The organism is Nonomuraea sp. NPDC049649 (genome assembly GCF_040675175.1).
Classification (GTDB): Bacteria; Actinomycetota; Actinomycetes; order Streptosporangiales; family Streptosporangiaceae; genus Nonomuraea.
Map to the genome: position 1 here is coordinate 190,913 of NZ_JBFAOH010000002.1, position 25,134 is coordinate 216,046.

Consider the following 25,134-nt stretch of genomic DNA (forward strand, 5'->3'; position numbering starts at 1 on the left):
GCCCAAGACTAACACTTCGCCTTTGACGAATATTTAACTCCGGGCGTAGTTCCTGATAACCTTCTCAGGAAGCGAGAGGTGCACGTGAACGACGAACGCGACGACCTGATCCGTCAGATCATCGAGATCCAGCGCGACCTCGGCAGGGCTCTCGCCCGCCGCCAGTCGCCGCTCTTCTCCTCCAGCCTCACGATGCGCCAGCTGAAAGTCATCATGCTCGTCGCCGCCGAAGGCTCGGCCACCGGCCAGGACCTCGCCCAGCACCTCGGCGTCACCCTCGGCACCGTCACCGGCCTCGTCGACCGCCTCGTCGCCCACGGCCTGGTCAGCCGCCAGGAGGACCCGCAGGACAGGCGCGTGCGCCGCGTCAGCCTCACCCCGGCCGGCCGCACCCTCATCGAGGAGATCAACAACGCCGGGCTGCAAGAATACCGGCAGATCATGAAGCACCTCGACCTCGAGACGCTGCGCTGCCTCCACCACGTCACCGTCCGCCTGCACGAGGTCGCCGCGGAACTCCACCCCGCTTCGTAGCAGGGGTTTTTGTCGTACGCGCGAGCGGCCGGATCTTGTCGCCCCGGGCTGTACGGGCTAGCAGCAGGATTTTCGCAGGCCGGGAGAGCAGCCCGACCTCGGCCCTCGGCTTTACAACGTAGATTCGTAAGTGGCGGCGAACTCCTCCAGATACGCCGCGAACTCCGCGACCAGGTGACCCAGCAGCCGCTCGCCCGCCTCCCGCGTGGCGGGCGCCACCGGGTCGGTCACCCCGCCCATGCGGGCGATCCAGCCGTGCTCGGCCACGAACCCGCGCGAAAGCTCCCGCACCGGCCCGGCCGGCTCCGACGGCGGCTCGGCCGAGTGGGCGGCCCCCAGCGCCAGGGTCAGGGCCGCCTCGAACGCGCCCGCGTGCCCGGGCACGTGCCCGATCCCCGCCCCGGCCGCCAGCTCGGCCAGCCGCTCGCCGCCCAGCGTCCAGTAGGAGGCGGCGCCCACCGCCACCGGATGCTCCAGCACGGCGTCGCGCGCCGCCTGCCGGATCAGGTCGTCGTTGCCGCCGTGCCCGTTGAACAGCACGATCCGGCGGAAACCGGTGACGGCGGCGCTGGCCAGCAGGTCGCCGAGGACGGCCAGGAACGTGGTGCCGCGCAGCGAGAGCGTGCCGGCCAGCGGCAGATGATGGTGTGAGGACCCGTATGGCAGCACCGGCGCCACCAGCGCCGGCACCCGGGCCAGCGCCGCGGCGCGTACCGCGATCTGCTCGGCCGCCAGCGCGTCCGTGCCCGCGGGCAGGCGGGCCCCGTGCTGCTCGGTCGCGCCGACCGGCACGACGAGCACGGCCGAGGGGGCCGCGCGGGCGATCTCCGGGCTGGACAGCTCGGCGAGCGCGAGCGACCGCATGTTCATAAATAGAACCTATATAGCGGGAGCCACCCCGGCGCAACCCCTTCCGGCCTCGTTACGAGCGTATTTTGGTTAAGCTGCAAGCTGTGAGGACTCGCCTAGGTATCGTCGTTCCCTCCCAGAGCGCCGACGTGTTCGGCGCGGCGCTGGCCCACCTCGAGGGCGTCGAGGCCCGCTGGATCCGCTACGAGGACGAGGCCGGCATCCGCGCCGCCGCCGGGCAGGCGCTGCAGGAGGTCGACGCCGCCTTCTTCGCCGGCCCCATGCCGCTCGACAAGTGCCGCGACCTGCTGCCGGAGGGCCTGCCCGTCGGCGTGGCCAGGCTCGGCCCCATCGACCTGTCGCTGGCCCTGCTGCGCGCCCGCGAGCAGGGCCTGCCCCTGGCGCCGGCCAGCGTCGACACCTTCGAGGAGCAGGTGGCCGAGGAGTTCGCCCGCGAGCTGGGGCTGCCGGCGCGCGCCATGCGGGTGCTGGCCTACGACCCGGGCCAGGACGTCGAGGAGATCGTCGCCTTCCACCTGGAGGCCAGGCGGCGCCACGGCACGCACTACGCCGTCACCGGCCGCAGCCGCGTCTACTCGCGGCTGATGGCCGAGCTGGACGTGCCGGTGCTGCGCTCGGTGCCGGTGGCGCACTCCATCAGGTCGGCGATGAACGAGGTGGTGCTGCGCGCGGCCTCGGCCCGTCACTCCAACCTGCGCTTCGCCGCCGCCGTCTACCGGCTGCTGGAGGAGTCCGGGCTGTACGAGGCGGGCGTGGAGCGGGTCAACACGCTGCGCATGTTCTTCGACGCCCCGGAGTTCGCCGAGGCCTGGGTGGAGGCGCGCGGCGACCAGTCGGTGCTGGTCTTCGCGCACATGGGGCTGCTGGAGGAGATCACCCGCTCCTGGACGGCGGTGCCGCTGGTGGAGGAGGTGCGCAGCCGCCTGGGCGTGCGCATGGCCGTCGGGTTCGGGGTCGGGGAGTCGGCCCGCGAGTCGGTGCGCCACGCCGAGATGGCGGTGCGCCGGGCGATGGCCGAAGGCGGCGACACCGGGTTCCTCATGAGCGAGGACGGCCTGGTCATCGGCCCGATGGGCGAGGCCGAGACGCCGCTGCGCTACGCCTTCAAGACCGACGAGGAGAGCCTGCGCGAGCTGTCGAGGCGGGCCGGGCTCGGCGTGGCCACGCTGTCGCGGCTGGCCGGGCTGGAGCGCAGGCTGCTGGGCGCGGCCGCCAGCGCCGAGGAGATCGGGCAGGCGCTCAAGGTCAGCGCGCCGAGCGGGCGGCGCATCATCCGCCTGCTGCGCGAGAGCGGGCTGGCCTCCCCCGTCGGCGTCGCCCAGGAGAGCAAGCGCGGCCGGCCCAAGACGCTCTACCGGCTCGACATCACCAGCAAGCTCGACGCCCCCTGAACCCCCTCTTGACGGCGGCGGCGGACCGCATGCACACTCGTGCCCAGTTAACGAACTATTTTCGAACATCGCCGGAATAGGGCGGCGCGTGCGGAAGGGTTCGTGGGCGAAAGGAGTCTTGCATGATGCCGATCCGGCCCTCACGCCGGCGTTTCCTCACCGCCACCGCCGTCGGAGCCGCGTCCCTCCTGATCAGCGCCTGCGGCGTCTTCGGCGGGACCTCCGACGACACCGGGCCGTCCGGCGGCCCGGCCACGCTGGAGTTCTGGACGATCAACCTCAAGGAGGGCTACACCCCCTACATCGAGGGCGCGATCAGCCGCTACGAGCAGGACAACCCCGGCGTCACGATCAAATGGGTCGACATCCCCGACTTCGAGCAGACCCAGAGCAAGCTCCTGGCCGCCATCAGCGGCGGCGCCACCCCCGACGTGGTCAACATGACCCCGTTCATCCTGCCCAAGTTCGCCGCCGCCGACGCCGTCTACCCGCTCGACGAGCTCACCGGCGACCTCCAGGCCCTCTCCGCCGAGTACGTGCCCGGACTGTGGGACGCCGGGGTCATCGACGGCAAGGCCTACGCCATCCCCTTCTACGGCAGCGTCTCCGCCCTCATCTACAACACCGACCTGTTCGAGAAGGCCGGGCTCGACCCCGGCAAACCGCCCGCCGACTGGGACGAGGTCTTCGCCGCCGCCAAGACCATCCACGCCAAGACCGGCGTATCGGGCTTCGTCCAGACGCTCGACGACTTCAACGACGCCGGCAACCCCTCCGACATCCTCGCCGGACAGGCGGGCGTGCCCCTGCTGTCGGAAGACGGCACCAAGGCCACCTTCGCCACCCCCGAGGCCGCCGCCCACCTCGGCCAGTACGTCACGGGCGTCGCCGAAGGCTGGATCGACCGTACCTCCATCAACGGCGGCGTCATGGACGGCGCCAAGATCCTCGCCCAGGAGAAGACCGCGATGGTCTTCCTCGGCCCGTGGATCCTGCGCTGGCTCAAGGACAACACCGACCCCGCCACCTACGAGAAGTTCAAGGTCGCCGAGCACCCCAAGGGCGCGGGCGGCGCCGCCAACGGCTTCCTGCAGCACTTCGCCGTCCCCCGCGCCTCCAAGCACCCCGAGCAGGCGCTGGACTTCGCCCGCTACTTCAGCACCACCACCCTGGAACTGGCCAAGCAGGCGCCCGTGCTGCCCGGACTCACCTCCATCGCGCAGGACCCGTACTTCCAGGAGAGCGAGGAGACCAAGGTCGTCGTCGGCCAGGACGTCAAGTTCTACTGGCCCAAGCATCCGGCGGTGGCCGAGATGTTCGCCGCGCTGCGCACCGAGTTCCAGTCGGCGCTGCTCGGCGACAAACCCGCCGAGCAGGCGCTGCGCGACGCCGCCGGGCGCTGGGACGAGCTGCTCGCGGCGGGCCAGTGAGCGGTCAGGCCGTCCGGGCGCGGCGGGCCTGGCCCCCGCGCCCGCTGACCGGGATCCTCGGTCCGGGCGAGACCGGCTGGGCGTGGCTGTTCGCCCTCCCGGCCGTGGCGCTCATCGGCGGGTTCGTCCTCTACCCGGTGCTCAACACGATCCTGTTCAGCTTCACCGACTTCAACGGGCTCGCCCCGGCCCGCTTCACCGGGCTGGACCAGTACGCCGCGCTCGCCGGCGACTCCGTCTTCCACCGCACGCTGCTCAACTCGGCCCTCATCACCGCGGCGGCCACCGTCCTGCTGGTCTGCCTGCCGCTGCCGGTCGCCTACTGGATCCACCGCGGCATCCCCTTCCGCCGCTTCTTCCGCGCCGTGCTGTACCTGCCGGTGGTCGTGCCGATCATCGTCTCGTCGGTGGCGTGGAAGTGGATGCTCGACGAGGCCGGGCTGCTCAACTACCTGCTGACCACGACAGGGATCACCGACCGGCCGGTCGCCTGGCTGTCCGACCCCGGCCTGGCCATCTGGACCGTCACCGGCGTCATCGTCTGGCGCGCCTTCGGCATCTACCTGCTGATCTACCTGGCCGGGCTGTCGACCATGCCCGACGACCAGCTGGAGGCCGCCGCCATCGACGGCGCCGGGCACGCCCGCACGCTCGCCTCCATCGTGATCCCCCACCTGCGCGGCTCGATCGTGCTCAGCTCCGTCATCGCGTTCGTCGCCGCCATGCGCATGTTCGACGAGATCTACGTGCTCACCGGCGGCGGGCCCGCCAACGCCAGCAAGAACACCGCCTACTACATCTGGGAGTCGGCCTTCTCCTACTTCAAGTTCGGCTACTCCAGCGCGATGGCGGTCGTGCTGCTGGTCATCGTGCTCGGGCTGGTCATGGCGGGCCTGCGCCTGGCCGGGAGGTCACGATGAAGGTGTTCACCCCCGGCGGGCGCGCCGCCGTCCTGGCCGTGCTGTCGGCCGGCGCCGTGCTCGCGCTCGCGCCGATCGTCTGGCTGGTGTCGACCTCGTTCAAGGAACGCGGCGACGTGTTCGCCGTGCCGCCGCAGCTCATCCCCGCCGCGCCGACCGCCGCCAACTACGCCTACGTGTGGAACCAGGCCGACGTGCAGCGCTACTTCGTCAACAGCCTCATCGCCTCCGGCGGGACGGTGCTGCTCAACGTGTCGGTGGCGGCCCTGCTCGGGTTCGCCCTGGCCCGCTTCGCCTTCCGCGGGCGCAGGCTGCTGTTCCTGCTCGGCATCAGCACGATGGTGGTGCCCTTCCCCGCCATCATGCTGCCGCTGTTCGTCGCCACCAAGGAGCTGGGGCTCACCGACCACCTGCTCGGCATCATCCTGCCGACCGCCGCCGTCAACATGTGGCTGTCGGTCTACATCCTGCGCGAGGCCTTCGCCGGCCTGCCCCGCGAGCTGGAGGAGGCCGCCCGCATCGACGGCTGCGCGCCCGCGCGGATGTTCTGGCAGGTGATGCTGCCGCTGGTCAAGGCGCCGCTGGCCACCTCGGCCATCCTGGTGTTCACCCTAACCTGGAGCGACTTCCTCTGGCCGCTGATCATCATGCGCGACCACACCGGGTTCACCATCTCGGTCGGGCTGCAGTACTTCATGTCGACGCTGACGTCCAACTGGCACCACATCGCCGCCGTCGCCGTCATCGCCTCGCTGCCCGTCGTGGTCGTCTTCCTGCTGCTGCAGCGCTACTTCTTCACCGACGTCCTGTCCGGCGCCACGAAGGGATGAGGACCATGAAAGTGACCCGGCTGGAAGCCGTCCCCGTCTCCGTGCCGCTGCGCGAGCCCTTCACCTCCGCGCTCGGCACCCAGACCACCTCCGACTACGGCATCGTGCTGGCCGAGGCCGACGACGGCAGCATCGGCCTGGGCGAGATCTCGCTCATCTGGCACGGCGACGGCGCCGCGCTGTGCGAGACCGTCGACACGCTGCTGGCCCCCGCCGTGATCGGCGCCGACCCGTTCGAGCTCACCCGCTTCCAGGCCGAGGCCGCCCGGATCCTCGCCTTCGGCCGGCACTCGCTGGCCGCCGTCGCCGCCGTCGAGACCGCGCTGCTCGACCTGGCCGGGCAGGCCGCCGGGCAGCCCGTCTACAACCTGCTGGGCGGCCGGGCCCGCGACCGGGTGCCGCTGTCGATGTCGCTGCCCGTCGCCCCCGTGCCCGAGGTGCTCGCGCGGGCCGCCGAGCTCACCGCGCGAGGCTTCCGCACCCTCAAGGTCAAGGGCGCCGGCGACCACGACCTGCTGATCGAGGTCCTGGCCGCGCTGCGGCGCGAGCACGGGCCCGCGCTCGGCCTGCGCGTCGACCTCAACATGGCCTGCCCGCTGGCCAAGGACGCCGTCCGGCTGGTGCGCCGGCTCGAACCCTACGACGTGCTCTCCGTCGAGCAGCCGCTGCCCGCCGGCGACCTCGCCGGCATGGCCGAGCTGCGCGCCGCCACCAGCGTGCCGATCATGGCCGACGAGAGCGTCTGGTCGGCCGAGGACGCCTGGCGGGTGCTGCGCGCCCGCGCCGCCGACCTGGTCAACGTGTACGTGCCGGAAGCCGGAGGCATCACCGCCGCCCGCCGGATTGCCGACCTGTGCGCCGCGGCCGGGACCGGCGTGGTCGTCGGCAGCATGCCCGAGCTGGGCATCGGCACCGCCGCCGCGGCGCACCTGGCCTTCAGCGTGCCCCGCCTGGACCAGCCGAGCGACGTGGCCGGGCACCTCTACCACGCCGGCGACGTCGTCACCGCCGACCTGGTCGTCGAGGACGGTCACCTGCTGCCGCCCACGGCCCCCGGCCTGGGCGTGCGGCTCGACCCCGACCGGCTCGACCGCTACCGCATCCGCTGATCCCCCTTTTCGAGCATGTTCCCGAGCAAGTGAGGTCGTGTGCGCTATCTCGACTGCAACACCTTCATCGGCCGCCCGGCGGGGCGCATGCCGTACATCACCAAGGAGGTGACCCCCGAGGGGCTCCTCGCCGAGCTGGACCGGATCGGGATCCACGAGGCGGCCGTCTACCACGTGCTCGCCCGCGAGCACGACCCCGCCACCGGCAACGCGCTGCTGGCCCGCGAACTGGCCGCCCTGCCCGCACCGGCCCGCGCCCGCCTGCACCCGGTCGGCGTGGTGCTGCCGCCGCACACCGGCGAACTGCCCGAACCCGGAACGCTCGTACGGGAGCTGCTGGCGGGCGGCGTGCGGATGGCCCGGATCTTCCCCTCGGCCGCCATGAACGGTCACCGCTTCTCGCTCGCCCCCTGGTGCTCCGGCGAACTGCTGGACGCCCTGGAACGCGCCCGCATGCCGCTCGCCGTCGACTTCACCCTCTTCCGGCGCGGCGAGCCGCCCTGGCGGGAGGTGTACGACCTGGCCGAGCACCACCCCGGCCTGCCGATCATCCTCATGGACGTGCAGGGCCGCAACAACCGCACCCTCTACCCGCTGCTCAACCGCTTTCCCAACCTGCACGTGCAGTCGGCCGGGTTCAACGTCCACCACGGCCTGGAGGACCTGTGCGAGCGCTTCGGCGCGCACCGCGTCGTCTTCGGCTCCGGCTACCCGGTGCAGACGCTCGGCGGCGCCCGCCTCCAGCTCGACCGCGCAAGCCTGCCGCAGCGTGACCGGGAGATGATCGCCTCCGGCACGCTCTCCGGGCTGCTGGCCCGCGCCGGCGAAGGAACGGTGGCCCGTGCGCACTGACCCGCCCGGCAAGCTGCCGCCGACCGACGCCCCGCTCATCGTGGACGCGCACTGCCACCTCGGCCCGTTCCGCAACTTCCACATCCCCGACCACGGCGCCGACGGCCTGGTCCGCGTCATGGACCGGCTCGGCGTGGACGTCGCCGTGATCGCCGCGCACGCCGGCATCTCCGCCGACTACCGCTACGGCAACGACCAGGTCATGGAGGCCATCGCCCGCCACCCCGGCCGGGTGCTCGGCTACTGCTGCGTCAACCCCAACTACCCCGCCCAGATCGTCCCGGAACTGGAGCGCTGCTTCGCCGGCCCCGGCTTCCGCGGCGTCAAACTCCACCCGGAGCTGCACGGCGACTACCCGCTCGACGGCCCCGCCTACGCCCCGGTGTGGGAGTTCGCCGCCGAGCACCGGGTGCCGGTGCTGTCGCACAGCTACTTCGCCGGAGACGCGCTCGGCGTGTTCACCGCCATCGCCGACCGCTACCCGCAGGTGCCGCTGCTGCTCGGCCACGCCGGCCTCGACTACGGCCTGGACCGGGTCGTCGCCGCCATCGCCGGCCGCCCCAGCATCCACCTCGACCTCACCGGCCCGCTCTCCTGGGAAGGCGTCGTGGAATATCTGACCGGCGCGGTGGGCGCCGACCGGCTGGTGTTCGGCAGCGACATCCCCTTCATGAACGCCGCCCTGCAACTCGGCGGCCTCGTCTACGCCCGCATAACCGAGACCGACAAGCGACGCATCCTCGGCGGCAACGCCGCGTCCCTGTTCGGCCTGGAGATCGGAGCACCCGCATGACCCCCCGACGCACCGCGCTGGTCACCGGCGCCGCCCGCGGCATCGGCCGGGCGGTCGCCGCCCGCCTGGCCGCCGACGGATACGCCGTCACCGCCTGCGACCTCGAAGGCGACCGGCTGCACGCCGCGCTGCCCGGGCTGCGCGAGCACGGCGAGGTACGGCCGCTGGTCGCCGACGTCACCGACCTGGACGCCATGACCGGCTGGCTCGGCGCGCAGGAGCGCCCGCTCGACGTGCTCGTCAACAACGCCGCGCTCGCGCCCCGCATCCCCACCGACGACCTGGACGACGACGCGCTCGGCCGGGTGCTGCGGGTCAACTTCCAGGCCGCCGCCCTGCTCGCCCGCGAGGCCGGGCGCGGCATGCGGGCCGCCGGGCGCGGCTCGATCGTCAACGTCGCCTCGGTCAACGCGCTGCGCGGCCAGCCCGACATGCTGCACTACAACGCCTCCAAGGCGGCGCTGGTGTCGATGACCCAGACCCTCGCGCTGGAGTACGCCCCCTACGGCGTCCGCGTCAACGCCGTCTGCCCCGGATCCACCTGGACCGACCTGTGGGAGGAGGGCGGCTGGGGCGAGACGGACCGGGCCGCCTTCGCCGAGCGGATCCCGCTGCGCCGCTTCGCCACCCCGCAGGAGATCGCCGCCACGGTCGCCTTCCTGGCCGGGGACGACGCCTCCTACGTGACCGGGCACGCGCTGGTCGCCGACGGCGGGCTCACGGTGCGGATGTAGCCATGGCGCCGACGTCGTCGCTGTTCTGCGGCCCCCTGGACCTGGCCGGCGAGGGGGTGGACACGGTGCTGGCCAACGCGGTGACACGGGCCGGGGTGGACCGGATCGCCCCCGCCGTCGCCTACCACGACGCGCGCGACGTGCTGCCGCACAACCCGCGGCGGCGCGTGGCCACCGGCGGCGCCGGCGTCTGCTTCGTACCCGACCCCGGCCTGTACCAGGGGCTGGCGCTGCGGCCGCGGCGCAGCGAGTTCGCCGCCGGGCGCGACCTGCTCGCCGAGGTGTGCGAGCGCGCGCCCGGGCACGGCGCGGCCGTGGACGCCTGGGCCGTCTACCTGCACGACGACCACCCCGGCGTCCGGCCCGGCACCGTGCGCAACCTGTTCGGCGACCCCTACCCGCACGTGCTGTGCCCCGCCGACCCCGAGGTGCGGGCGTACGCTGTCGCGCTGACCCGCGACATCTGCCGCTATCCCGTCGGCACCCTGCTCGCCGAGGCGCCGCACTGGCTGCCCTACGAGCACGGCGCCGGGCACGAACGCTGCTCGGCGCCGCTGGACGACACCGCCCGGCTGCTGCTCGGGCTCTGCTTCTGCGCCCACTGCCGCCAGGCCGCCGACACCCGCGGAGTCCCTGCGGCCGACCTGGTCAAGGCGGCCCGCGCACACGTCGAGGCCTGCCTGGCCGGACGCCCGCCCGACCCCGCCACCCTGCCCGCCGCGCTGCTGCCGGCCTACCTGGAAGCGCGCTGCGACGTGGTGAGCGCGCTGCTGGCCGACCTGACCGCCGAGGCCGCCGCCGCGGGCGTCGCCTTCCGGCTGCTCGACCTGTCGGCCGGGCTCCTCGGCTGGGCCGACGGCCGCCCCGCCGGGCCGCCCGGCGTCACCCGGACGGCCGAACTCGGCGTCCGCCCCGCCGACCTGCCCTGCCCCGTCACCGTCACCGCCTACGCCCGCGACCCCGAACGCGTCCGCCTCGAAACCGCCGCCTACCGGGCCCGCACCGGCGGACCCGTCGGAGTCGCCCTGCGCCCCATGACCCCCGACTGCCACAGCGCGGAGAACCTCGCCCAGAAACTCCGCGCCGCCGCCGCCGACCGCGTCGACTTCTACCACTACGGTCTCAGCCCGCTGCCCGCGCTGGACCTGATCCGCCGAGCCCGCGCCATCGCCGCCACGTGACCAGCACCTCCAGGAGGACCCGGATGCATCCACGCGCACCACGCCGCACCGCGCGGGCGATCGGGGCGGCGACGCTGGCCGCCCTGCTGCTCGTCCCCGCCCACACCGCACAGGCCGACACCCCGCCGCCGCCCCTGGCCGGGCAGCAGCAGTGGCCCGACCTCAGCCAGGACTACATCGACGGCGTCCGCCAGGCCCTGACCGCCAAGACCGACCTGTGGGGCGAACACCTCATCTCCCGCCCCGAAGGCCCCACCTTCGACAACATCAAGGACTACCTCGTACCCGTGGCCACCGGCGGCGTCGCCACCGGCGAACCCGACGGCGGCGCCCTCGGCGTCAGCGACACCGGCTACCACTACCTGCCCCTCACCCTCCCGCCCGGCGACACCGCCGACACCCAATCACCCGCCGAACCCACCGCCAACCACTACGCCCTGCACACCGCCGACGGCAGCGGCATCACCGCCGACTGGCACACCCCCTGCGAGGCCGCCCCCTACACCGGCGACTACTCCGAGGCGTTCAAGGCCCGCTGCGGCAACTACCGCCAGACCCGGTTCTACGTCGGCGGCGAACGCTTCGGCTCCGACCTCGGCCGGCTCACCCCCGCCACCCTCCAGGACGGCTACCTGCCGATCATGCGCGTCGGCTACCGCGACGCCGCCGGCGTCACGTACACCCAGGAGTCGTTCGCCGCCCGCGCGCCCGAGACCCCCTCCCTCCTCAGCTACGTCAAGATCACCGCGACCGGCACCGCGACCGCCCGCTCCGCCACCGTCCGCGTCAACCTCAACGACCCGAAGAACCCCTCCCTGCGGCTCGACGGCCGCAAGGTCGCCGACGGCGACAAGGTGCACCTGCTCACCGACGGCGACCCCACCCTCACCGGCGACGACCTGACCTACCAGCTCGACCTGTCGCGCGGCCCGCGCACCATCACCCTCGCCATCCTGAACAACCCCGACCGGGTACGCGGCAACGGCGCCTCCGTCCTCGCCCCCGGCAAGTACGCCAAGGCCCGCGAGGCCGTCGCCTCCTACTGGGAACGGAAACTCGCCGGCGGCGCCCGCGTCTCCATCCCCGAGGAGTACGCCACCCACGCCCTGCGCAACCTGCTCATCCAGAACCTGGTCATGGGCTGGCGCTACAGCATCGGCAACTTCTACGAGCAGCAGTACGTCCCCGAGATGGTCGACACCGTCTCCGCCCTCGGCGAGTTCGGCTTCACCGGCGACTACCGCGCCAACCTCCAGACCTTGCTCACCATGACCAAGGAAGGCGGCCCCGCCTACCCCGTCATGTACCGCAACTGGGAACAGGGCTCCAAACTCCTGGCCACCGCCCGCTACCACCGCCTGACCGGCGACGACGCCTTCGTCGAACGCAACCTCGGCAGCCTGCGCGGCTACCTCGACGACTACGTGAGCCAGGCCGCCGCCGACCCGCACGGCATCCTGGAGAAGCAGCGCTGCTGCGAGGACAACTGGGACGCCGGCTACTGGACCCACGCCCAGCTCGTGTCCTGGTGGGGCTGGCGCGACATCCTCCACGTCTTCCGCACGCTCGGCCGCGACGACCTCGTCGCCGCCTACGAACCCCCGTACGAGAACTTCACCGCCGCCCTGCGCGCGGCGATCGACCAGTCCAAGACGGAACTGCCCGACGGCAGCCTGTTCGTGCCCCGCGAACTGCTGTCCGGCGACCAGCCCTACGACACCATCACCGAGACCCGCGACTCCAGCTACTGGAACCTGCTGGCCTACTACGGCTTCGCCTCCGGATTCTTCACCGAGGAGGAGAACGCCAAGCTCCTCAAGTACGTGCACACGCACGGCGGCACCTTCCTCGGCATGATCAGGTTCAACTACACCGGGCAGGCCATCGGCGTCTGCAACCCCGACGGGCTGGCCGGCTACGAAGGCACCGGCGTCGACCAGGTGTACGGCTACCAGTACAACCGCTTCCTCGCCGTCAACGACCAGGCAGACCGTCAGGTGCTCGCCTTCTACGGGCAGCTGGCGCACGGCTTCTCCCACGGCACCTTCATGATCGGCGAAGGCGCCAACATCGACCCCTGCCCCGGCAAGTTCCACCGCGGCACCTGGCTGTCGCCGCTCAGCGCCAACAACGCCGCCTACCTGAAGGGCCTGCGCGAGATGCTGGTCCACGAGGCGGGCGACGAGCACGGCACCCCCGCCGCGCTGCACCTGGCCTTCGCCACCCCGCGCGGCTGGCTCGCCGACGGCGAACGGGTCAGCGTCGCCGGGCTGCCCACCGTGTTCGGCAAGGTCGGCTACACGCTCACCTCCCACCTGGCCCGCGGCGAGGTCACCGGCGAGGTGAACCTGCCCGCCGGGATCGGCGACACCCCCGTGAAACTGCGGCTGCGCGTGCCGGCCGGGCACACCCTCACCGCCGCCACCGTGCGCGGCGAGCGACTGCCCGTCAGCGGCGACACCGTCGACCTGACGGGCCTCAGCGGCCGGATCACCGTCAAGGCGGCGTTCTCCGGCTGACCAGGCTGCCGGTCGCGGCGTCACCGGCGATGGCGCGCGCCGCGACCGGCGGACCGCGGGCGGGCCCCGGACTGGGCCCGGCGGCCCGCCCGCCCCACTCCCCCGCCGAAACCCACTCCCGCCGGAAAGGGACGCTGACGCGCCTCGAACCCACCGGCCCGGGGTGTCCCTCCAGTCGGCGTCCGGTTCTCACTGAGAGGGGGCCGTCCCGGCTGTTCGTCGGTGTGGGTTTCTGGTTGTGGTCAGGAGGGGTGTACGAGCCAGGCGCGCCTTTACGTTGTAGATCAGGAGGATAGGCGGGACAGCAGGGGCGGGAGGTCGCCCTCGCAGGCCACCGTGAGCCGGCGCGTCGCCCGGGTGATCGCCACGTACAGGTCACGCGTCCCTTGCGGCGACTGGGCCAGGATCCCGGCGGGGTCCAGCACGATCACCGCGTCGAACTCCAGCCCCTTGGCCTGCGTCACCGTCAGCACCGCCACCGGCGCCTCCAGGCCCTGGTCGGGAAAGAGCGCAGCCGCCCGCGCGTGCAGGGCGTCCGGGACGAGCACGCCCACCCGGCCGTCCCCGATCGCCGCCAGCTCCTCGCGGGCCAGCTCCGGCAGCTGCGCCAGGCCCGCCCGCACCGCCCGCGGCGGCGCCTCACCCTCACGCACCGACCGCGGCGGCACCAGCGACGGGTCGATCGCCGCCAGCACGTCGGCGGCCACCGCCATGATCTCGGCCGGGGTCCGGTAGTTGACCTCCAGCCGCTCCTCACGCCAGCGGCCCTCCAGGTACGGGTCCAGCACCTCGCCCCACGAGCGGGCCCCGGCCGCCGACCCGGTCTGGGCGATGTCGCCGACCACCGTGAGCGACTTGGCCGGCACCCGGCGCATCACCGTCCGCCAGGCCATCGCCGACAGCTCCTGCGCCTCGTCCATGATGACGTGCCCGTACGCCCAGGTGCGGTCCCGCGCCGCCCGTTCGGCCGTGGTCAGCCCTGTGCCGTCGTCGGCGTGCCGGTCGGCCAGCACGTCGGCCCGCTCGAAGACGCCCTCCTCCAGCACGCCGGTGGTCACCAGCACCTCCTGCGCGTACAGCTCCCGTTCCCGCAGGTCCTCCTCGGCCCGGCGGTGCGCCGCCCGCGCCGCCGAGTCGTCCTCGCCGAGCAGTTCGGCCGCCTCGTCGAGCAGCGGCACGTCGCTTACGGTCCAGGCGGCGTCGGCGGGCCGCACCAGCGCCCGCCAGTCCAGGCCGGAGGGGGCGAGCGACTCCAGCGTCTCCGGCGAGGACAGCAGCTCGGAGATCAGCCGCTGTGGCGTCAGCTCCGGCCAGAGCCCGTCCAGTGCCGCGCGGACCTCCGGCTGCGCCCAGAGCCGTTCGGAGGCCACCGCCAGGTCGAGTTCGTCCAGGTCGTCCTCCAGGTGGAGCGGCCCGGCCAGCTCCCGGTCCTCCGGGTCGAGGTCCATCTCGGCCAGGCGCAGCCCCTCCTCCAGCGCCCGCGCCTCGGCCCTGGCCAGCTCCTTGAGCATCTCCGTCACGTACAGCTTGCGGGCCATGTTGTGCGGGAGCCGCACCGCGCGCGCCCGGTCCCGGTGCCGCCGGCAGGTCTCGTGCGGCACCCGCAGCCGCAGCCCGTCCAGCTCCACCACCAGCTCGCCGTCCGGCACCCGCTGGCGGTCGCGCACCGCCGCCGCGACGAGCTCGGCCATGCGCAGGTCACCCTTGACGACGGCGGTCGCGGGCGGGTCGGTCTCGGTGGCGCGGACGCCGGGGAACAGCTCGCCCGGGGTCACCATGACGACCTGGGTCTCCCCCAGCGACGGCAGCACCCGGCTGATGTAGCGCAGGAACATCGCGTTCGGGCCGACCACGAGCACGCCGCGGCGTTCCAGCGTGTCGCGGTGGGCGTAGAGCAGGTAGGCGGCCCGGTGCAGCGCCGCCACCGTCTTGCCGGTGCCCGGACCCCCCTGCACCACGAGCGCGCCCTGCAGCCCGGCGCGGATCACCCGGTCCTGTTCGGCCTGGATGGTGGCCACCACGTCGGTCATCCGGCCGGTGCGCCCGCGCCGCAGCGCCGCCAGCAGCGCGGCCTCCCCCACCAGCGTGCCGCGCTCGCCCTCGCTCATCCCCTCCAGGTCGAACACCTCGTCGTCCAGCCCCGTCACCGTGCGGCCGCGCAGGTGCAGGTGGCGGCGGCGCACCAGCGGGCCGGGGTCGGTGGCGGTGGCCTGGTAGAAGGCCCGGGCGGCCGGCGCCCGCCAGTCGATGAGCACCGAGGTGCCCTCCTCGTCGCGCAGGCCGATCCGTCCGATGTAGACGGTCCGGCCGTCGCGGTCGTCGATGCGGCCGAAGCAGAGCCCGCGCTCCACCCCGTTGAGCTGGGCCAGGCGGCGGGCCTGCTCGGCGGCCAGCGCCTCGCGTTCCACCATCGCCTGGCTGGTGCCGCCGCCGCGGCGGTGCACCGTGCGCAGCGCGGACTCCGCCCGTTCGCGGGCGGCGTCGAGCCGGGCGTAGAGCCTCGATACAACCCGTTGTTCGGTGTCAAGGGCTTCGACCAGGACATCTTGACGATTAGACATGGACTGATATAATCCAATCGGTAGACGTGTGAGGGTTGCTCTATTTGAGGACGGTTGAGCATACCCCGCGCCCGCGTGCGCGGCAATTCCCGCGTACTCCATTCAGCCGGCCTGTCACGCACCCGGCCTCATGGGGCAGAACCCGGCCCACACGGCAACGTCCGCGGCGGAACCCCCGGGTGCTAGCTTGCCGATCATGTCCGACTACCTTCACCGCCTGTTCTCCCTCGCCGGCCGCCGCGCGCTGGTCACCGGCGGCAGCTCCGGCATCGGCTACGCCATCGCCGAGGCGCTCGGCCGCGCCGGAGCCGAGGTCGTCATCGTCGCCCGCGGCCAGGACGCGCTCGACCGCGCCGCCGCACGGCTGCGCGGGCACGGCGTCACCGCCGCCACCATCTCCGCCGACCTCGGCGACCGGGAAGCCGTGCGGCGCGTGTGCGAACAGGCCGGACGCATCGACGTGCTGGTCAACGACGCGGCCAACAACATCCGCAAGCCCATGGCCGAGCTCACCGAGGACGACTACGAGCAGACCATCGCCGTCAACCTCACCGCCCCCTACCTGCTCGGCCAGCACTTCGGGCCGCTCATGGCCGAGCGCGGCTGGGGACGCATCATCAACATCGGCTCCCAGCAGAGCGTCCGCGCCTTCGGCGACAGCGGCGTCTACGGCGCCGCCAAGGCCGCCCTCGCCGGCCTTACCCGCTCCCAGGCCGAAGCCTGGTCCAGCCGGGGCGTGTCGGTCAACACGATCATCCCCGGTTTCGTCCTCACCCCGCTGACCGAACCCGCCCAGGCCATCCCCGGCCGCGTCGAGCAGCTCGCCGCCCGCCACATGACCCGCCGCAACGGCGTCCCGGAGGACTTCGAGGGCGCCGCCGTCTTCCTGGCCAGCGACGCCGCCGCCTTCGTCACCGGCCACATGCTCTTCGTCGACGGCGGCTTCTCCTCGCACTGACCCCTGGCTCGGCCAGGGTCGTCATCACCGGCGAAACCCTCGCCGGGTTGAACCTGCGGGGCAAGCGTGGCGCGCGGGCCGCCGACCTGCCCGCGCCAGGAGCGGATCCTGAGAAGCTTCGTCCTCGCCTGAGCCTACAAGCGGTTCAAGGCAGGACACGCAAAAGGACACCGGAGGGTCCGGCGGCACCGCACCCTCCGGCGGCGACCCCGGCAACCCGACGGCACCCCCAGGCGACGACGACGCCCTCGGCTCCGGCGCGGCCGAGTCGGCGGAGATGGTGGCGGCGGTGACGCCGTACCCCGGCAAGCCCGGCGACACCCAAGGCAACGGCGTCCCAGCGGCACCGCGTCCGGCGGCCCGGCGAGCGCCCAGCACGCCTCGCGCACCCTGCACCCCCAGGGGGCGGCTGCGGCGCGCTGCGGGTGGCGGACGCGGGCAAGCGCGCGAGCCGCCGAACCGCCCGCGTCAGGAGCGAATCTTGGACGGACAATGGCAGAGGTCGTTCGTCGGTGTCTCTGAGCGCCATCACGGTCACGGCAAGTGTGAGCGGGGCAATCGGCGCCGCCGCCTTTACGATGTAGATTTTTTGTACGGGTGCCGCAGCGTTTGGAGTGGACTCATACAGGTAGACGTGGCCCGTGGGGGGATTCCGGGTCCGGGAACGGTGGGATGACGCCGCGGGCCGCAGGGTGCGCAGCCTGGAGGCCGGGCGGGGCGGCAATACCGTCGTGCTGCTGCCCGGCCTGGGCGCGGTCGGCTACCTCAAGGACACCCACGCCGGCTGCGCGTCGTGGGCGCGGACGTTCCTGCTCGACCTGCCGGGCTTCGGGCACCGGCCGCCGCGGCCGTGCCGGGCGGCGGTCGAGGACGTCGCGGAGGTGACCGCCGCCTGGCTGGACACGGTGCCCGGCGGGCCGGTGATCCTCGCCGGGCACTCCAGCGGCGCCCAGAGCGCGCTGCTCGCCGCGGCCGCCCGTCCCGCGCGGGTGCGGGCGCTGGTGCTGCTCGGTCCGACGTTCCCGCCGCGTCATCGCACGCTGCGGCGGGTGCTGCTGCCGTTCCTCCGTACGGTGCTGCATGAACCGCCCGGTGTGCTGCCCGCGACGGTCCCGTACTACCTGCGGGGCGGGCCGAGAGCGGTGCTGAGGTGCCTGCGCACGGCCCAGGCGGACGCGCCCGAATACCTGCTGGGCAAGATCGACTGCCCGGTGCTGATCGTGCGGGGGGCGCGGGACCACCTGTGCCCGAGGGCGTGGGCCGACAGCCTGGCCGTCATCGCCCCGTGGGGGCGCTCGGTGACGGTGCCGGGCGCGCACGCCTTCCCGTTCCAGCAGGGCGGCTTGACGGCCGCGCTGATCGCCGAGGCAGCCGCGCTGGCCCGTTCCTACGCGCCCATCCGGCCCTCTTCCTGGCGGCCGGAGCGGCCGGCCATGGTGCTGCCGTCCCCGCCGGGCGGGCCCGTCTCGCCGGGCGTGTAGTAGCGGCGCAGCCACGCGGCCAGCCCGTCCAGGCCCGGCAGCAGCACCCGTTCGGTGACGCCCGCCTGGTCCAGCCGGTCTCTGATCTCCGCCTTTACCGGGGCCGGGAGCAGCCAGCCCCGCCACAGGTCGGGGTGTGCGGCCAGCCACTCCTGGACCTGGTAGGCGGGGGACGAGGCCGCCGACAGCACCGACGACTGGTTGACCACCCGCTCGTCCAGCGACGGCGGCTCGAAGAACGCCAGGAACGGCCGCTCCCCCGCCAGCCGGTCGAACCCGTCCAGGTCGCGGGCCACCCGGGCCAGCATCTCGGTGGTGAACACCAGCGCGCCCTCCCTGTCCAGCTCCTCGCGGAGCGGCCCGGGCAGCAGCCGGTGCGCCCGCGCGCAGTCGACGCCCAGCAGCGTCCCGTCGTCCTCCGGCCAGGACGCGGTCGCGAAGTGCAGCGCCACCAGCGGCGAGAACGTCCAGTCCAGCAGCCGGGTGGGCAGACCGTGGTGCTGGCCGAGCGCCAGCCAGTCCCACACGGTCTGCCCCGGGCCGGCGCGGTGGGCGTACTTGCGGAAGTTGCGGACCAGGTGCGGTTCCAACGCGGCGTAGTCGCCGCGCAGCCGCGACAGGCTGGTCACGTGCGCGTAGCCGCTGCGGGCCAGTCCCCGGAAGACCAGCGACGAGTGCGCGTGACCGCCGGAGCGCGGCCGGCTGGCCTCGCAGATCGCGTCGTCCAGCTCGCGCCACGACGACACCTCGTGCAACCTCATCCCCGCCCCGCTGCCCGCAGGCACCCGGTTAACACCGGTGACCTGCGGCAACAGCCGGTGATGGGCCGCACTCCCCGAACGGCGCCGCTGGATTCGCCCACGCCCGCCACCGCGCCCCAGCCGCTGGATGCGCCCACGCCCGCCATCGCGCCCCAGCCGCTGATTCGCCGCCGCCACCGCGCCCTAGCCGCTGGATGCGTCCGCGCCCGCCACCGCGCCGCCGGACCGGGACTCCCCACAGGAGCGCCCAGGGGTCGGCGTCGCACTCCCGTTTCGGGGCTGCACCTCGGGGGGCGTGCTCAGGCCGCGGCGCGGCCGTGCCACTCGGTCATCAGCACCGTGGCGTCGTCCTGGAGCTGCCCCTCGTGGTGTTCCAGGACGTCCTTGATGAGCCGGCGCAGCGTCTCGGGCACCGGCAGCCGGGCGTACGACTGACGCATGATGAAGTGGACGAACCGGTCCAGCCCGAACTCCTCACCGTGGTGGCGGCCCGCCTCGACGATGCCGTCGGTGTAGAGCAGCAGCCGGTCGCCGGGTTCGAGCTGCACCTGGCAGACCTTGACGGGCAGTTCCAGGCCGAGCCCGAGCGGGGGTGTGACCGGGCACTCCAGGGAGGTGACCCACCGGGCGCCCCTGATCAGCACCGGCGCGTGGTGGCCGCGGTTCACCCACGTCAGCATGCCGGTGGTCAGGTCGAAGTCGGCTATGACGGCGGTGACGAAGCGGGAGGTCTCGCCGAACTCGCGCAGCAGCAGGTTCTCGATGCCCTCGGTCGTCTCGGCCAGGCCGACGCCCTGGCGGCGCAGGTTGCGGCTCGCCGCCATGACCAGGTTGGCGGTCAGCCCGGCGGACACGTCGTGCCCCATGGCGTCGAAGATGGCCAGGTGGACGGTGTGGTCGCCGAGCGCGTAGTCGAAGGCGTCCCCGCCGATCTCGTAGGCGGGCTCCAGCACGCCGGCGATGGTCACCTCACCGTCGGCGAAGGTGAGCGGCGGCATGAGGTGCCAGAGCATCTCGGCGGCCACGTTCATCCGGCGCGAGCGCACCAGGCGGCGGAAGGTGTCGCTGAAGGAGCGCTTGCCGCCGACCAGCAGGCCCAGCAGCGAGGCCAGGTCGGCGATGTCCTCCTCGCGTGCGCACGCGGACCCGCCGTCCGGCGGGTCGACGAGGATGCGGAGCACGCCCAGGCGCTCGGCGCCGTTCAGCAGCGGCACCCACCAGCACTGCCTGCCGTGTTCGGCGGGTTTACGCAGGACGCGGACCTCCTGGAAGGCGCGGCCGGCGAGGGTGGTGTCGATGCCGAGTTCGTCGGGCGGCTTGTCCTCGGTCTCCTCCGGCACGCCCGGCTGGCCGACGGGGCCGTCCGGCTCGGCGAGCAGCCGCAGGGTGCTCTGCTGGAGGTCGGCCAGGTAGATGAGGCACTGGTGGGCTCCGACATCCGGGGCGTGGCGGGCGATCAGCGACGGAAGATCCTCCAGCGAGGCCTGCTGCCCGGCCCGCAGCAGACCGCTCAGAGCTCTGTGGACGTCTTGAGGGCTGCTCATCGATTCGGCCCCCCATTCACCATCATGGTTGCGGCCATTATCAGCGCTCGCCGTGCCCTGCCGGTCAAAGGCCGGGCCAAACGTCGGCAATGCGGTCGATGAGGTCGTGGACGGCGATGACCTGCTCGTTCAGGCCCGCAGCACCCCCTGCCCGCAGGACGCGCCGGCGAACACCGGCGCGTCCTGGGGTGGTGCGGCTAGCGCGTCACAGGACGGCGCCGGTGCCCTCGCGGGTGCGCCGCGCGCGGGGCTGCGGCGGCTCCGGCGGCGGCTGCTTGTCGAACCGGGCCAGCGTGAGGGCCAGCGGCCCGGCCACGAACGCCGACGACGCCGTGCCGACGATGATGCCGGTCACCAGGGCGATGGCGAAGTCGCGCAGCGTGTCGCCGCCGAACAGCGCCAGCGCGATCAGGATGAACAGCGCACCCAGACCGGTGTTGATGGTCCGCGGGATGGTCTGCAGGATGGCGCTGTTGACCGATTTGATCAGCGGATCCTTGCGATGCAGGGCCCAGATCTCGCGGACCCGGTCGAAGACCACCACCTTGTCGTTGACGGAGTAACCCACGACGGTGAGCATCGCCGCCAGGAACACGCCGTCGATCTGCTTGCCCATCCAGGCGAACAGCCCGACCACCACCGACACGTCGACCACCAGCGCCGAGACCGCGGCCGTGCCGAACGTCCAGCGGAACCGGATCGCCAGGTAGGCCAGCTGCCCGGCCAAGGCCACGGCGAGCGCGATCACCGCGTTGCGGCGCAGCTCGTCGCCGAGGCTGGGGCCGATGAACTCGTCGCGCTTCTTGGTGACCTCGCCGCCGACCTCGCCCAGCGCCTCCTGGATCCGGTTGACGTCGGCGATCTCCAGCGCGCCCGCCCGTACGGAGATGTCCTCGCCGGAGGCCTGCACCACGGCGGACGGGAAGCCCGCCGACGCGACCGCCTGCCGGGCCGCGTCGGCCGCGACCGGGCGGGAGGTGGTGAAGTCGACGAGCCGGCCGCCGGTGAACTCGACGCCGAAATTGAGCCCCTGGACGAACAGCCCCGCCAGCGAGACCACGGTCACCGCCCCGGCCAGGGCCAGCCAGAGGTTCTTGGGCTTCATGATCTGCGGGTTGCGGGTGGTCAGCCAGGTCCGGACGCGGCCGACCGAGCCGATGCCGGACACCTTCGGGCTCACCCGGTCGATGAAGAAGTGGGTCAGCACCCGGGTGATGACCATCGCCGAGACCAGCGAGGCCAGAACTCCTATGGCCAGCGTGACGCCGAAGCCCTTGACCGGCCCGGACGCCAGCCAGAACAGCAGCCCGGCGGCGATCAGGGTGGTGATGTTGGAGTCGGCGATGGCGCTCCAGGCGTTCTTGAATCCCCGGTCGAGGGCCTGGCGCAGGCCTCGCCTGGGCGCTCCCTCGTACTCCTCACGGGCGCGTTCGAAGACGAGCACGTTGGCGTCGACCGCCATGCCGATGGCCAGCACGAAGCCGGCCAGGCCGGGCAAGGTGAGCGTGGCTCCCAAGGCCACCAGCGCCCCGTACGAGATCAGGCCGTAGGACGCCAGCGCGACGGCGGCGAGCAGGCCGACCAGGCGGTAGATGACGATGATGAACAGCGCGGTCATGATCAGACCGGCCACGGCGGCCTTGGCACTGGCCTCGATGGCGTCGGCGCCCAGGGAAGGACCGACCGAGCGCTGCTCGACCATCTCCAGCGGGACGGGCAGCGAACCGCCCTTGATCAGCACGGCGAGGTCGCGTGCCTCGTCGAGGGTGAAGTCGCCGGTGATGTCGGTGCCGCCGCCGGGGATGCCGGCCCGGCAGGCGATGGACGGGTCGAGCTGCGGCGAGGAGATGATCTCGTTGTCGAGCACGATCGCGAGCCGCCTGCGCGGGTCGCCGGCCTGGTAGCAGGCGACCTCGCCGGTGAGCTTCTGCCAGGCGCCGGCGTCGCGGAACTGGACGCTGACCCACCAGCCCGGCCCGCGCTGCGGGTCGCTGTTCTCGCTGGCGTCGGTGACGCCGTCGCCGCTGATGGCGGCCGGGCCGAGCTTGAGCAGCTGGCCGCTCTCGTCCTTCAGCGCGTCCTTGGCGTCCTTGTCGCCTTCCTCGACGACACCCTGCACGGCGTGGAAGGAGAGCTGGGCGGTCTTGCCGATGACCTCGGCGGCCTGTTCGGGGTCGAGCACTCCGGGCAGCTCGACGATGATCCGCCGCTCACCGGAGCGGACCAGGGTGGGGTCGACGACCCCGAGCGCGTCCGCCCGCCGGCGGAGCACGTCGAGGGCGCGGTCGGTCGACTCGGCGTCGGCCTTGACGTTGGGCGTGTCTCGTGTCTCGAACACGAGCTGACTACCGCCGCGCAGGTCGAGCCCGAGGCGCGGCGTCATGGTGAGCGCAAGTAGCAAAGAACTGGCGATGACGGTGAATGCCGCCAGTGCGCGCCAGAGCGGCGCACGTGACATGGGAAGCCTCCACGGGCTTGGGAAGAAGGGTCGGGAAAGTTTCAGAACGCCGCAGAGGACGGGGGTGCGCGCGCCGGAGTGATCTGCGCGCAGGAGGCCGCGGAGCCGGCGCCGCCGTGCGGCGGCACGGCGGCCGTCCGCGCGAGCGACAGGCAGGGCGCGCCGTGCGGGGGCAGGGCGGCGCCGCCGGCCGCCTCCTGCGAGAGCGCCCGGTCCTGCGCGGTGGCCGGCGGGAGCGGAGACTCGCGCACGCCCGGCTGGTGACCGCCCAGCCTGCCCTGCTCGGTCGCCGCCTGCGCGGTGACCGCGTGCGCGGCGTGGGCCGGCCCGGCGACGGGCAGGAACCACGACAGCATGAGGAGCAGCGCCGCGGGCAGCTTGGTGCGCACTGCTCCTCCTCGTCGTCGCCGCGATGTGAACCCACCCACCGTAGCCTGCCCGCGACCCCTCCCGAGCCGTCCTTTCACCGTGCTTTCCGACCCTGTTCCCAGACTTGGGCCGACACCCTGATCACACGGTTTTGGCCGGTGCTTCACCCGGCAAAGTGAGCTATGGTCGGCCTCATGGCGACCAGGAGCATCACCCGCGGCTCCACCCCGTTTCTCGTGGTGGTGGGCCTGGTGCTGCTTTCCCTGGTCGTGGTCGCCTCGACGCCCCGCTGGGCCGGTGCGGGGCCGGTGCAGCAGCGCTCCCAGACCGCCGGCATGACGGCGCCCGGGGCCGAGGTCGCCACGGTGTCGACGATGCCGCTGCAGCAGGTCCGGACCGAGCACCTGCCCCAAGTGTGGCCGGTGCGGCAGCGTCCGGAGGCGACGCCGGTGCTGGCCGCCCCGGCGTGGCCCGAGGCGGGCTCGGCCGCCATCCGCGGTCCTCAGCAGCCGGGACACCGCGCGGCGGGTTCGCGGAGCCCGCCCTCCGCCTAGAGATCCCTCATCCCCGTGCCGTCGCGGCGCGGGGTCTCCTCGGCGCAGTCGCCGGATCTCTAAAAGGCTAGGAGCGATGCCTCATGGCTTCATTGCAGACACTCATGCAGGACTACGACCAGCACCTGGCGCGGCTTGAGGAGCTGCGCGGCCTGCTGGAGGAGCGGCTCGCCGCCGCCCGCGCCGACCTCGCGGCCGCCGTCGCGGCCGGGTCCGCGACGCTGGCCGGTCTCGCGCGCCGGGAGAGCGCCGCCATCGAGTCGGCGCTGGACCGGATGGACCGCGGCCGGTACGGCACCTGCCTGCGCTGCGGCGCCCTGATCCCGTACGGGGAGCTGCGCCGCACGCCCCACGAACAGCTCTGCCCCGCATGCCGCGGCACCCGGGCGAAGAAGCCCGCCCGTGCCGCCACCGAGATCCCGGCACCGCGCACGGCCCCCTCCGAGGACTCCGTGCCGAGCCTGCACCAGGCGGTCGCGCCGCCGGGACGCGAGGAAGGAAGCGAGGCGGGGACCGGGACGTGACGGGGAACGGCGTTCCCTGGCCGGACGGCAAGGCGGCGGTCGACCTCGGCACCGCGCGGGTCCGGCTCGCCGGCCCCGGCCGGTCGGTCGTCGAGGAGGCGGCCGCCCCGCCCGGTGGTCCCCGCCCGGTCCGGCACGGCCTGGTCGCCGACGACGCCGCCTGCGCCCGGCTGCTGGAGCGGCTGCTGCGCGCGGCGTCGCCCGGCGGCTCCGCCATGCCCGGTCACGTGCTGATAGGCGTTCCGGTGACCGCCTCCCGCGCCGAGCGGGCCAGGGTCGCCGGGATCGTGCGGCGGGCCGCCGGCTGCGCGGCGACCGTCGTGGAAGAGCCGCTGGCCGCGGCGCTCGGCAGCGGCCTGGACATCACCGACTCGCGCCCGCGCCTGCTGATGGACGTGGGCGCGGGCATCGTGGAGACGGTCGTCATCAGGGACGCCGCCGTCACCGAGGCCGTCGCCGTGCAGCTGCCCGGCGACGGCCCGGACGTGCTTCCCGGGCACGTCCAGGACCGCCTCGCCGAGACGGCGGCCGAACTGCTGTCCCGCCTGCCCGCCCGGCTGCGGCCGGAGACGCGGGAGCGCGGGCTGACGCTCACCGGCGGCGGTGCCGCCGCCGGGCTGGCCGGGCACCTGTGTTCCAGGCTCGGCATGCCGGTGAGCCGCGCCACCGAACCCGCGCACGCGACCGTGCGCGGGCTGGCCCGGCTCTGCCTGCCGCCGATGGCGGCGCTGGTCGCCCTCCCGACGGCCTGACCTCGCCGT

General features: G+C 73.1%; 22 protein-coding genes. 16 read left to right on the forward strand and 6 right to left on the reverse strand.

What is annotated here, in order from left to right; all coding sequences use genetic code 11:
* Positions 1-84 precede the first annotated feature (84 nt).
* Complete coding sequence (locus AB0J42_RS04135; RefSeq protein ID WP_364288665.1) at positions 85-534, forward strand: MarR family transcriptional regulator; 450 nt, start codon at positions 85-87, stop codon at positions 532-534.
* A 111-nt stretch (positions 535-645) separates the two neighbouring features.
* On the opposite strand, the gene AB0J42_RS04140 is transcribed toward AB0J42_RS04135, so the two are convergent.
* Complete coding sequence (locus tag AB0J42_RS04140; RefSeq protein ID WP_364288666.1) at positions 646-1,404, reverse strand: creatininase family protein; 759 nt, start codon at positions 1,402-1,404, stop codon at positions 646-648.
* 83 nt (positions 1,405-1,487) lie between these two features.
* Here AB0J42_RS04140 and AB0J42_RS04145 point away from each other — a divergent pair, with 83 nt between their 5' ends.
* From AB0J42_RS04145 to AB0J42_RS04190, 10 genes are all read left to right on the forward strand, one after another.
* Positions 1,488-2,795: a hypothetical protein gene (locus tag AB0J42_RS04145; RefSeq protein WP_364288668.1), complete on the forward strand. Its 1,308-nt coding sequence runs from the start codon at positions 1,488-1,490 to the stop codon at positions 2,793-2,795.
* A 122-nt stretch (positions 2,796-2,917) separates the two neighbouring features.
* Positions 2,918-4,225 (forward strand): extracellular solute-binding protein, encoded by a 1,308-nt coding sequence (locus AB0J42_RS04150; RefSeq protein ID WP_364288670.1) that lies wholly within the window; start codon positions 2,918-2,920, stop codon positions 4,223-4,225.
* The gene (locus tag AB0J42_RS04155) at positions 4,222-5,145 is read left to right on the forward strand and encodes a sugar ABC transporter permease (RefSeq protein WP_364288672.1); all 924 of its coding nucleotides are present in this window, start codon (positions 4,222-4,224) and stop codon (positions 5,143-5,145) included. Before AB0J42_RS04150 ends, AB0J42_RS04155 begins: the two co-directional genes overlap by 4 nt.
* Positions 5,142-5,975 carry a carbohydrate ABC transporter permease gene (locus AB0J42_RS04160; protein ID WP_364288674.1) on the forward strand — a complete coding sequence of 278 codons (834 nt, stop codon included), beginning with the start codon at positions 5,142-5,144 and terminating at the stop codon, positions 5,973-5,975. Before AB0J42_RS04155 ends, AB0J42_RS04160 begins: the two co-directional genes overlap by 4 nt.
* Positions 5,976-5,980: 5 nt before the next feature.
* Complete coding sequence (locus AB0J42_RS04165; RefSeq protein WP_364288676.1) at positions 5,981-7,084, forward strand: mandelate racemase/muconate lactonizing enzyme family protein; 1,104 nt, start codon at positions 5,981-5,983, stop codon at positions 7,082-7,084.
* A gap of 39 nt (positions 7,085-7,123) precedes the next feature.
* A complete protein-coding gene (locus AB0J42_RS04170) occupies positions 7,124-7,936 on the forward strand; it encodes an amidohydrolase family protein (RefSeq protein WP_364288678.1) in 813 nt (270 codons plus the stop codon).
* Positions 7,926-8,729 carry an amidohydrolase family protein gene (locus AB0J42_RS04175; RefSeq protein WP_364288680.1) on the forward strand — a complete coding sequence of 268 codons (804 nt, stop codon included), beginning with the start codon at positions 7,926-7,928 and terminating at the stop codon, positions 8,727-8,729. The genes AB0J42_RS04170 and AB0J42_RS04175 overlap by 11 nt, the downstream gene beginning before the upstream one ends.
* A complete protein-coding gene (locus AB0J42_RS04180) occupies positions 8,726-9,463 on the forward strand; it encodes an SDR family oxidoreductase (RefSeq protein WP_364288682.1) in 738 nt (245 codons plus the stop codon). The genes AB0J42_RS04175 and AB0J42_RS04180 overlap by 4 nt, the downstream gene beginning before the upstream one ends.
* 2 nt (positions 9,464-9,465) lie before the next feature.
* Positions 9,466-10,644: a hypothetical protein gene (locus AB0J42_RS04185; RefSeq protein WP_364288684.1), complete on the forward strand. Its 1,179-nt coding sequence runs from the start codon at positions 9,466-9,468 to the stop codon at positions 10,642-10,644.
* Between the two features lie 23 nt (positions 10,645-10,667).
* On the forward strand, positions 10,668-13,163 hold the full coding sequence (locus tag AB0J42_RS04190; protein WP_364288686.1) for a hypothetical protein: 2,496 nt from the start codon (positions 10,668-10,670) through the stop codon (positions 13,161-13,163).
* Positions 13,164-13,447: 284 nt separating this feature from the next.
* Here AB0J42_RS04190 and AB0J42_RS04195 read toward each other — a convergent pair whose 3' ends face one another.
* Positions 13,448-15,724 (reverse strand): ATP-binding domain-containing protein, encoded by a 2,277-nt coding sequence (locus AB0J42_RS04195; protein WP_364288688.1) that lies wholly within the window; start codon positions 15,722-15,724, stop codon positions 13,448-13,450.
* Positions 15,725-15,920: 196 nt separating this feature from the next.
* Here AB0J42_RS04195 and AB0J42_RS04200 point away from each other — a divergent pair, with 196 nt between their 5' ends.
* Positions 15,921-16,682: an SDR family oxidoreductase gene (locus tag AB0J42_RS04200; protein WP_364288690.1), complete on the forward strand. Its 762-nt coding sequence runs from the start codon at positions 15,921-15,923 to the stop codon at positions 16,680-16,682.
* Between the two features lie 641 nt (positions 16,683-17,323).
* Entirely contained in the window at positions 17,324-18,163 is an 840-nt protein-coding gene (locus AB0J42_RS04205; RefSeq protein WP_364288692.1) for an alpha/beta hydrolase, read from the forward strand.
* Here the strand turns inward: AB0J42_RS04205 and AB0J42_RS04210 are convergent.
* From AB0J42_RS04210 to AB0J42_RS04225, 4 genes are all read right to left on the reverse strand, one after another.
* Complete coding sequence (locus AB0J42_RS04210) at positions 18,070-18,924, reverse strand: FRG domain-containing protein (protein WP_364288694.1); 855 nt, start codon at positions 18,922-18,924, stop codon at positions 18,070-18,072. The genes AB0J42_RS04205 and AB0J42_RS04210 overlap by 94 nt on opposite strands.
* A gap of 299 nt (positions 18,925-19,223) precedes the next feature.
* Positions 19,224-20,468, reverse strand: a complete 1,245-nt coding sequence (locus tag AB0J42_RS04215; RefSeq protein WP_364288696.1) for a PP2C family protein-serine/threonine phosphatase — start codon at positions 20,466-20,468, stop codon at positions 19,224-19,226.
* Positions 20,469-20,673: 205 nt separating this feature from the next.
* A complete protein-coding gene (gene secD, locus AB0J42_RS04220; RefSeq protein WP_364288698.1) occupies positions 20,674-22,926 on the reverse strand; it encodes a protein translocase subunit SecD in 2,253 nt (750 codons plus the stop codon).
* Between the two features lie 41 nt (positions 22,927-22,967).
* Positions 22,968-23,315, reverse strand: coding sequence for a hypothetical protein (locus AB0J42_RS04225; RefSeq protein ID WP_364288700.1), 348 nt, complete (start codon positions 23,313-23,315; stop codon positions 22,968-22,970).
* A gap of 174 nt (positions 23,316-23,489) precedes the next feature.
* On the opposite strand from AB0J42_RS04225, the gene AB0J42_RS04230 reads away from it, so the two are divergent.
* From AB0J42_RS04230 to AB0J42_RS04240, 3 genes are all read left to right on the forward strand, one after another.
* Positions 23,490-23,849, forward strand: a complete 360-nt coding sequence (locus AB0J42_RS04230) for a hypothetical protein (RefSeq protein ID WP_364288702.1) — start codon at positions 23,490-23,492, stop codon at positions 23,847-23,849.
* An 83-nt stretch (positions 23,850-23,932) separates the two neighbouring features.
* Positions 23,933-24,373, forward strand: coding sequence for a hypothetical protein (locus tag AB0J42_RS04235; RefSeq protein WP_364288704.1), 441 nt, complete (start codon positions 23,933-23,935; stop codon positions 24,371-24,373).
* A complete protein-coding gene (locus AB0J42_RS04240) occupies positions 24,370-25,125 on the forward strand; it encodes a rod shape-determining protein (protein ID WP_364288706.1) in 756 nt (251 codons plus the stop codon). Before AB0J42_RS04235 ends, AB0J42_RS04240 begins: the two co-directional genes overlap by 4 nt.
* Positions 25,126-25,134: the final 9 nt, after the last annotated feature.

What these genes read in the sequence shown, in the direction of transcription:
- AB0J42_RS04140 (WP_364288666.1), bottom strand. Translation starts at nt 1,404, where the DNA reads ATGAACATGCGGTCGCTCGCGCTCGCCGAGCTGTCCAGCCCGGAGATC.
- AB0J42_RS04150 (WP_364288670.1), top strand. Translation starts at nt 2,918, where the DNA reads ATGATGCCGATCCGGCCCTCACGCCGGCGTTTCCTCACCGCCACCGCC.
- AB0J42_RS04160 (WP_364288674.1), top strand. Translation starts at nt 5,142, where the DNA reads ATGAAGGTGTTCACCCCCGGCGGGCGCGCCGCCGTCCTGGCCGTGCTG.
- AB0J42_RS04165 (WP_364288676.1), top strand. Translation starts at nt 5,981, where the DNA reads ATGAAAGTGACCCGGCTGGAAGCCGTCCCCGTCTCCGTGCCGCTGCGC.
- AB0J42_RS04180 (WP_364288682.1), top strand. Translation starts at nt 8,726, where the DNA reads ATGACCCCCCGACGCACCGCGCTGGTCACCGGCGCCGCCCGCGGCATC.
- AB0J42_RS04185 (WP_364288684.1), top strand. Translation starts at nt 9,466, where the DNA reads ATGGCGCCGACGTCGTCGCTGTTCTGCGGCCCCCTGGACCTGGCCGGC.
- AB0J42_RS04190 (WP_364288686.1), top strand. Translation starts at nt 10,668, where the DNA reads ATGCATCCACGCGCACCACGCCGCACCGCGCGGGCGATCGGGGCGGCG.
- AB0J42_RS04195 (WP_364288688.1), bottom strand. Translation starts at nt 15,724, where the DNA reads ATGTCTAATCGTCAAGATGTCCTGGTCGAAGCCCTTGACACCGAACAA.
- AB0J42_RS04200 (WP_364288690.1), top strand. Translation starts at nt 15,921, where the DNA reads ATGTCCGACTACCTTCACCGCCTGTTCTCCCTCGCCGGCCGCCGCGCG.
- AB0J42_RS04210 (WP_364288694.1), bottom strand. Translation starts at nt 18,924, where the DNA reads ATGAGGTTGCACGAGGTGTCGTCGTGGCGCGAGCTGGACGACGCGATC.
- AB0J42_RS04215 (WP_364288696.1), bottom strand. Translation starts at nt 20,468, where the DNA reads ATGAGCAGCCCTCAAGACGTCCACAGAGCTCTGAGCGGTCTGCTGCGG.
- secD (WP_364288698.1), bottom strand. Translation starts at nt 22,926, where the DNA reads ATGTCACGTGCGCCGCTCTGGCGCGCACTGGCGGCATTCACCGTCATC.
- AB0J42_RS04230 (WP_364288702.1), top strand. Translation starts at nt 23,490, where the DNA reads ATGGCGACCAGGAGCATCACCCGCGGCTCCACCCCGTTTCTCGTGGTG.
- AB0J42_RS04235 (WP_364288704.1), top strand. Translation starts at nt 23,933, where the DNA reads ATGGCTTCATTGCAGACACTCATGCAGGACTACGACCAGCACCTGGCG.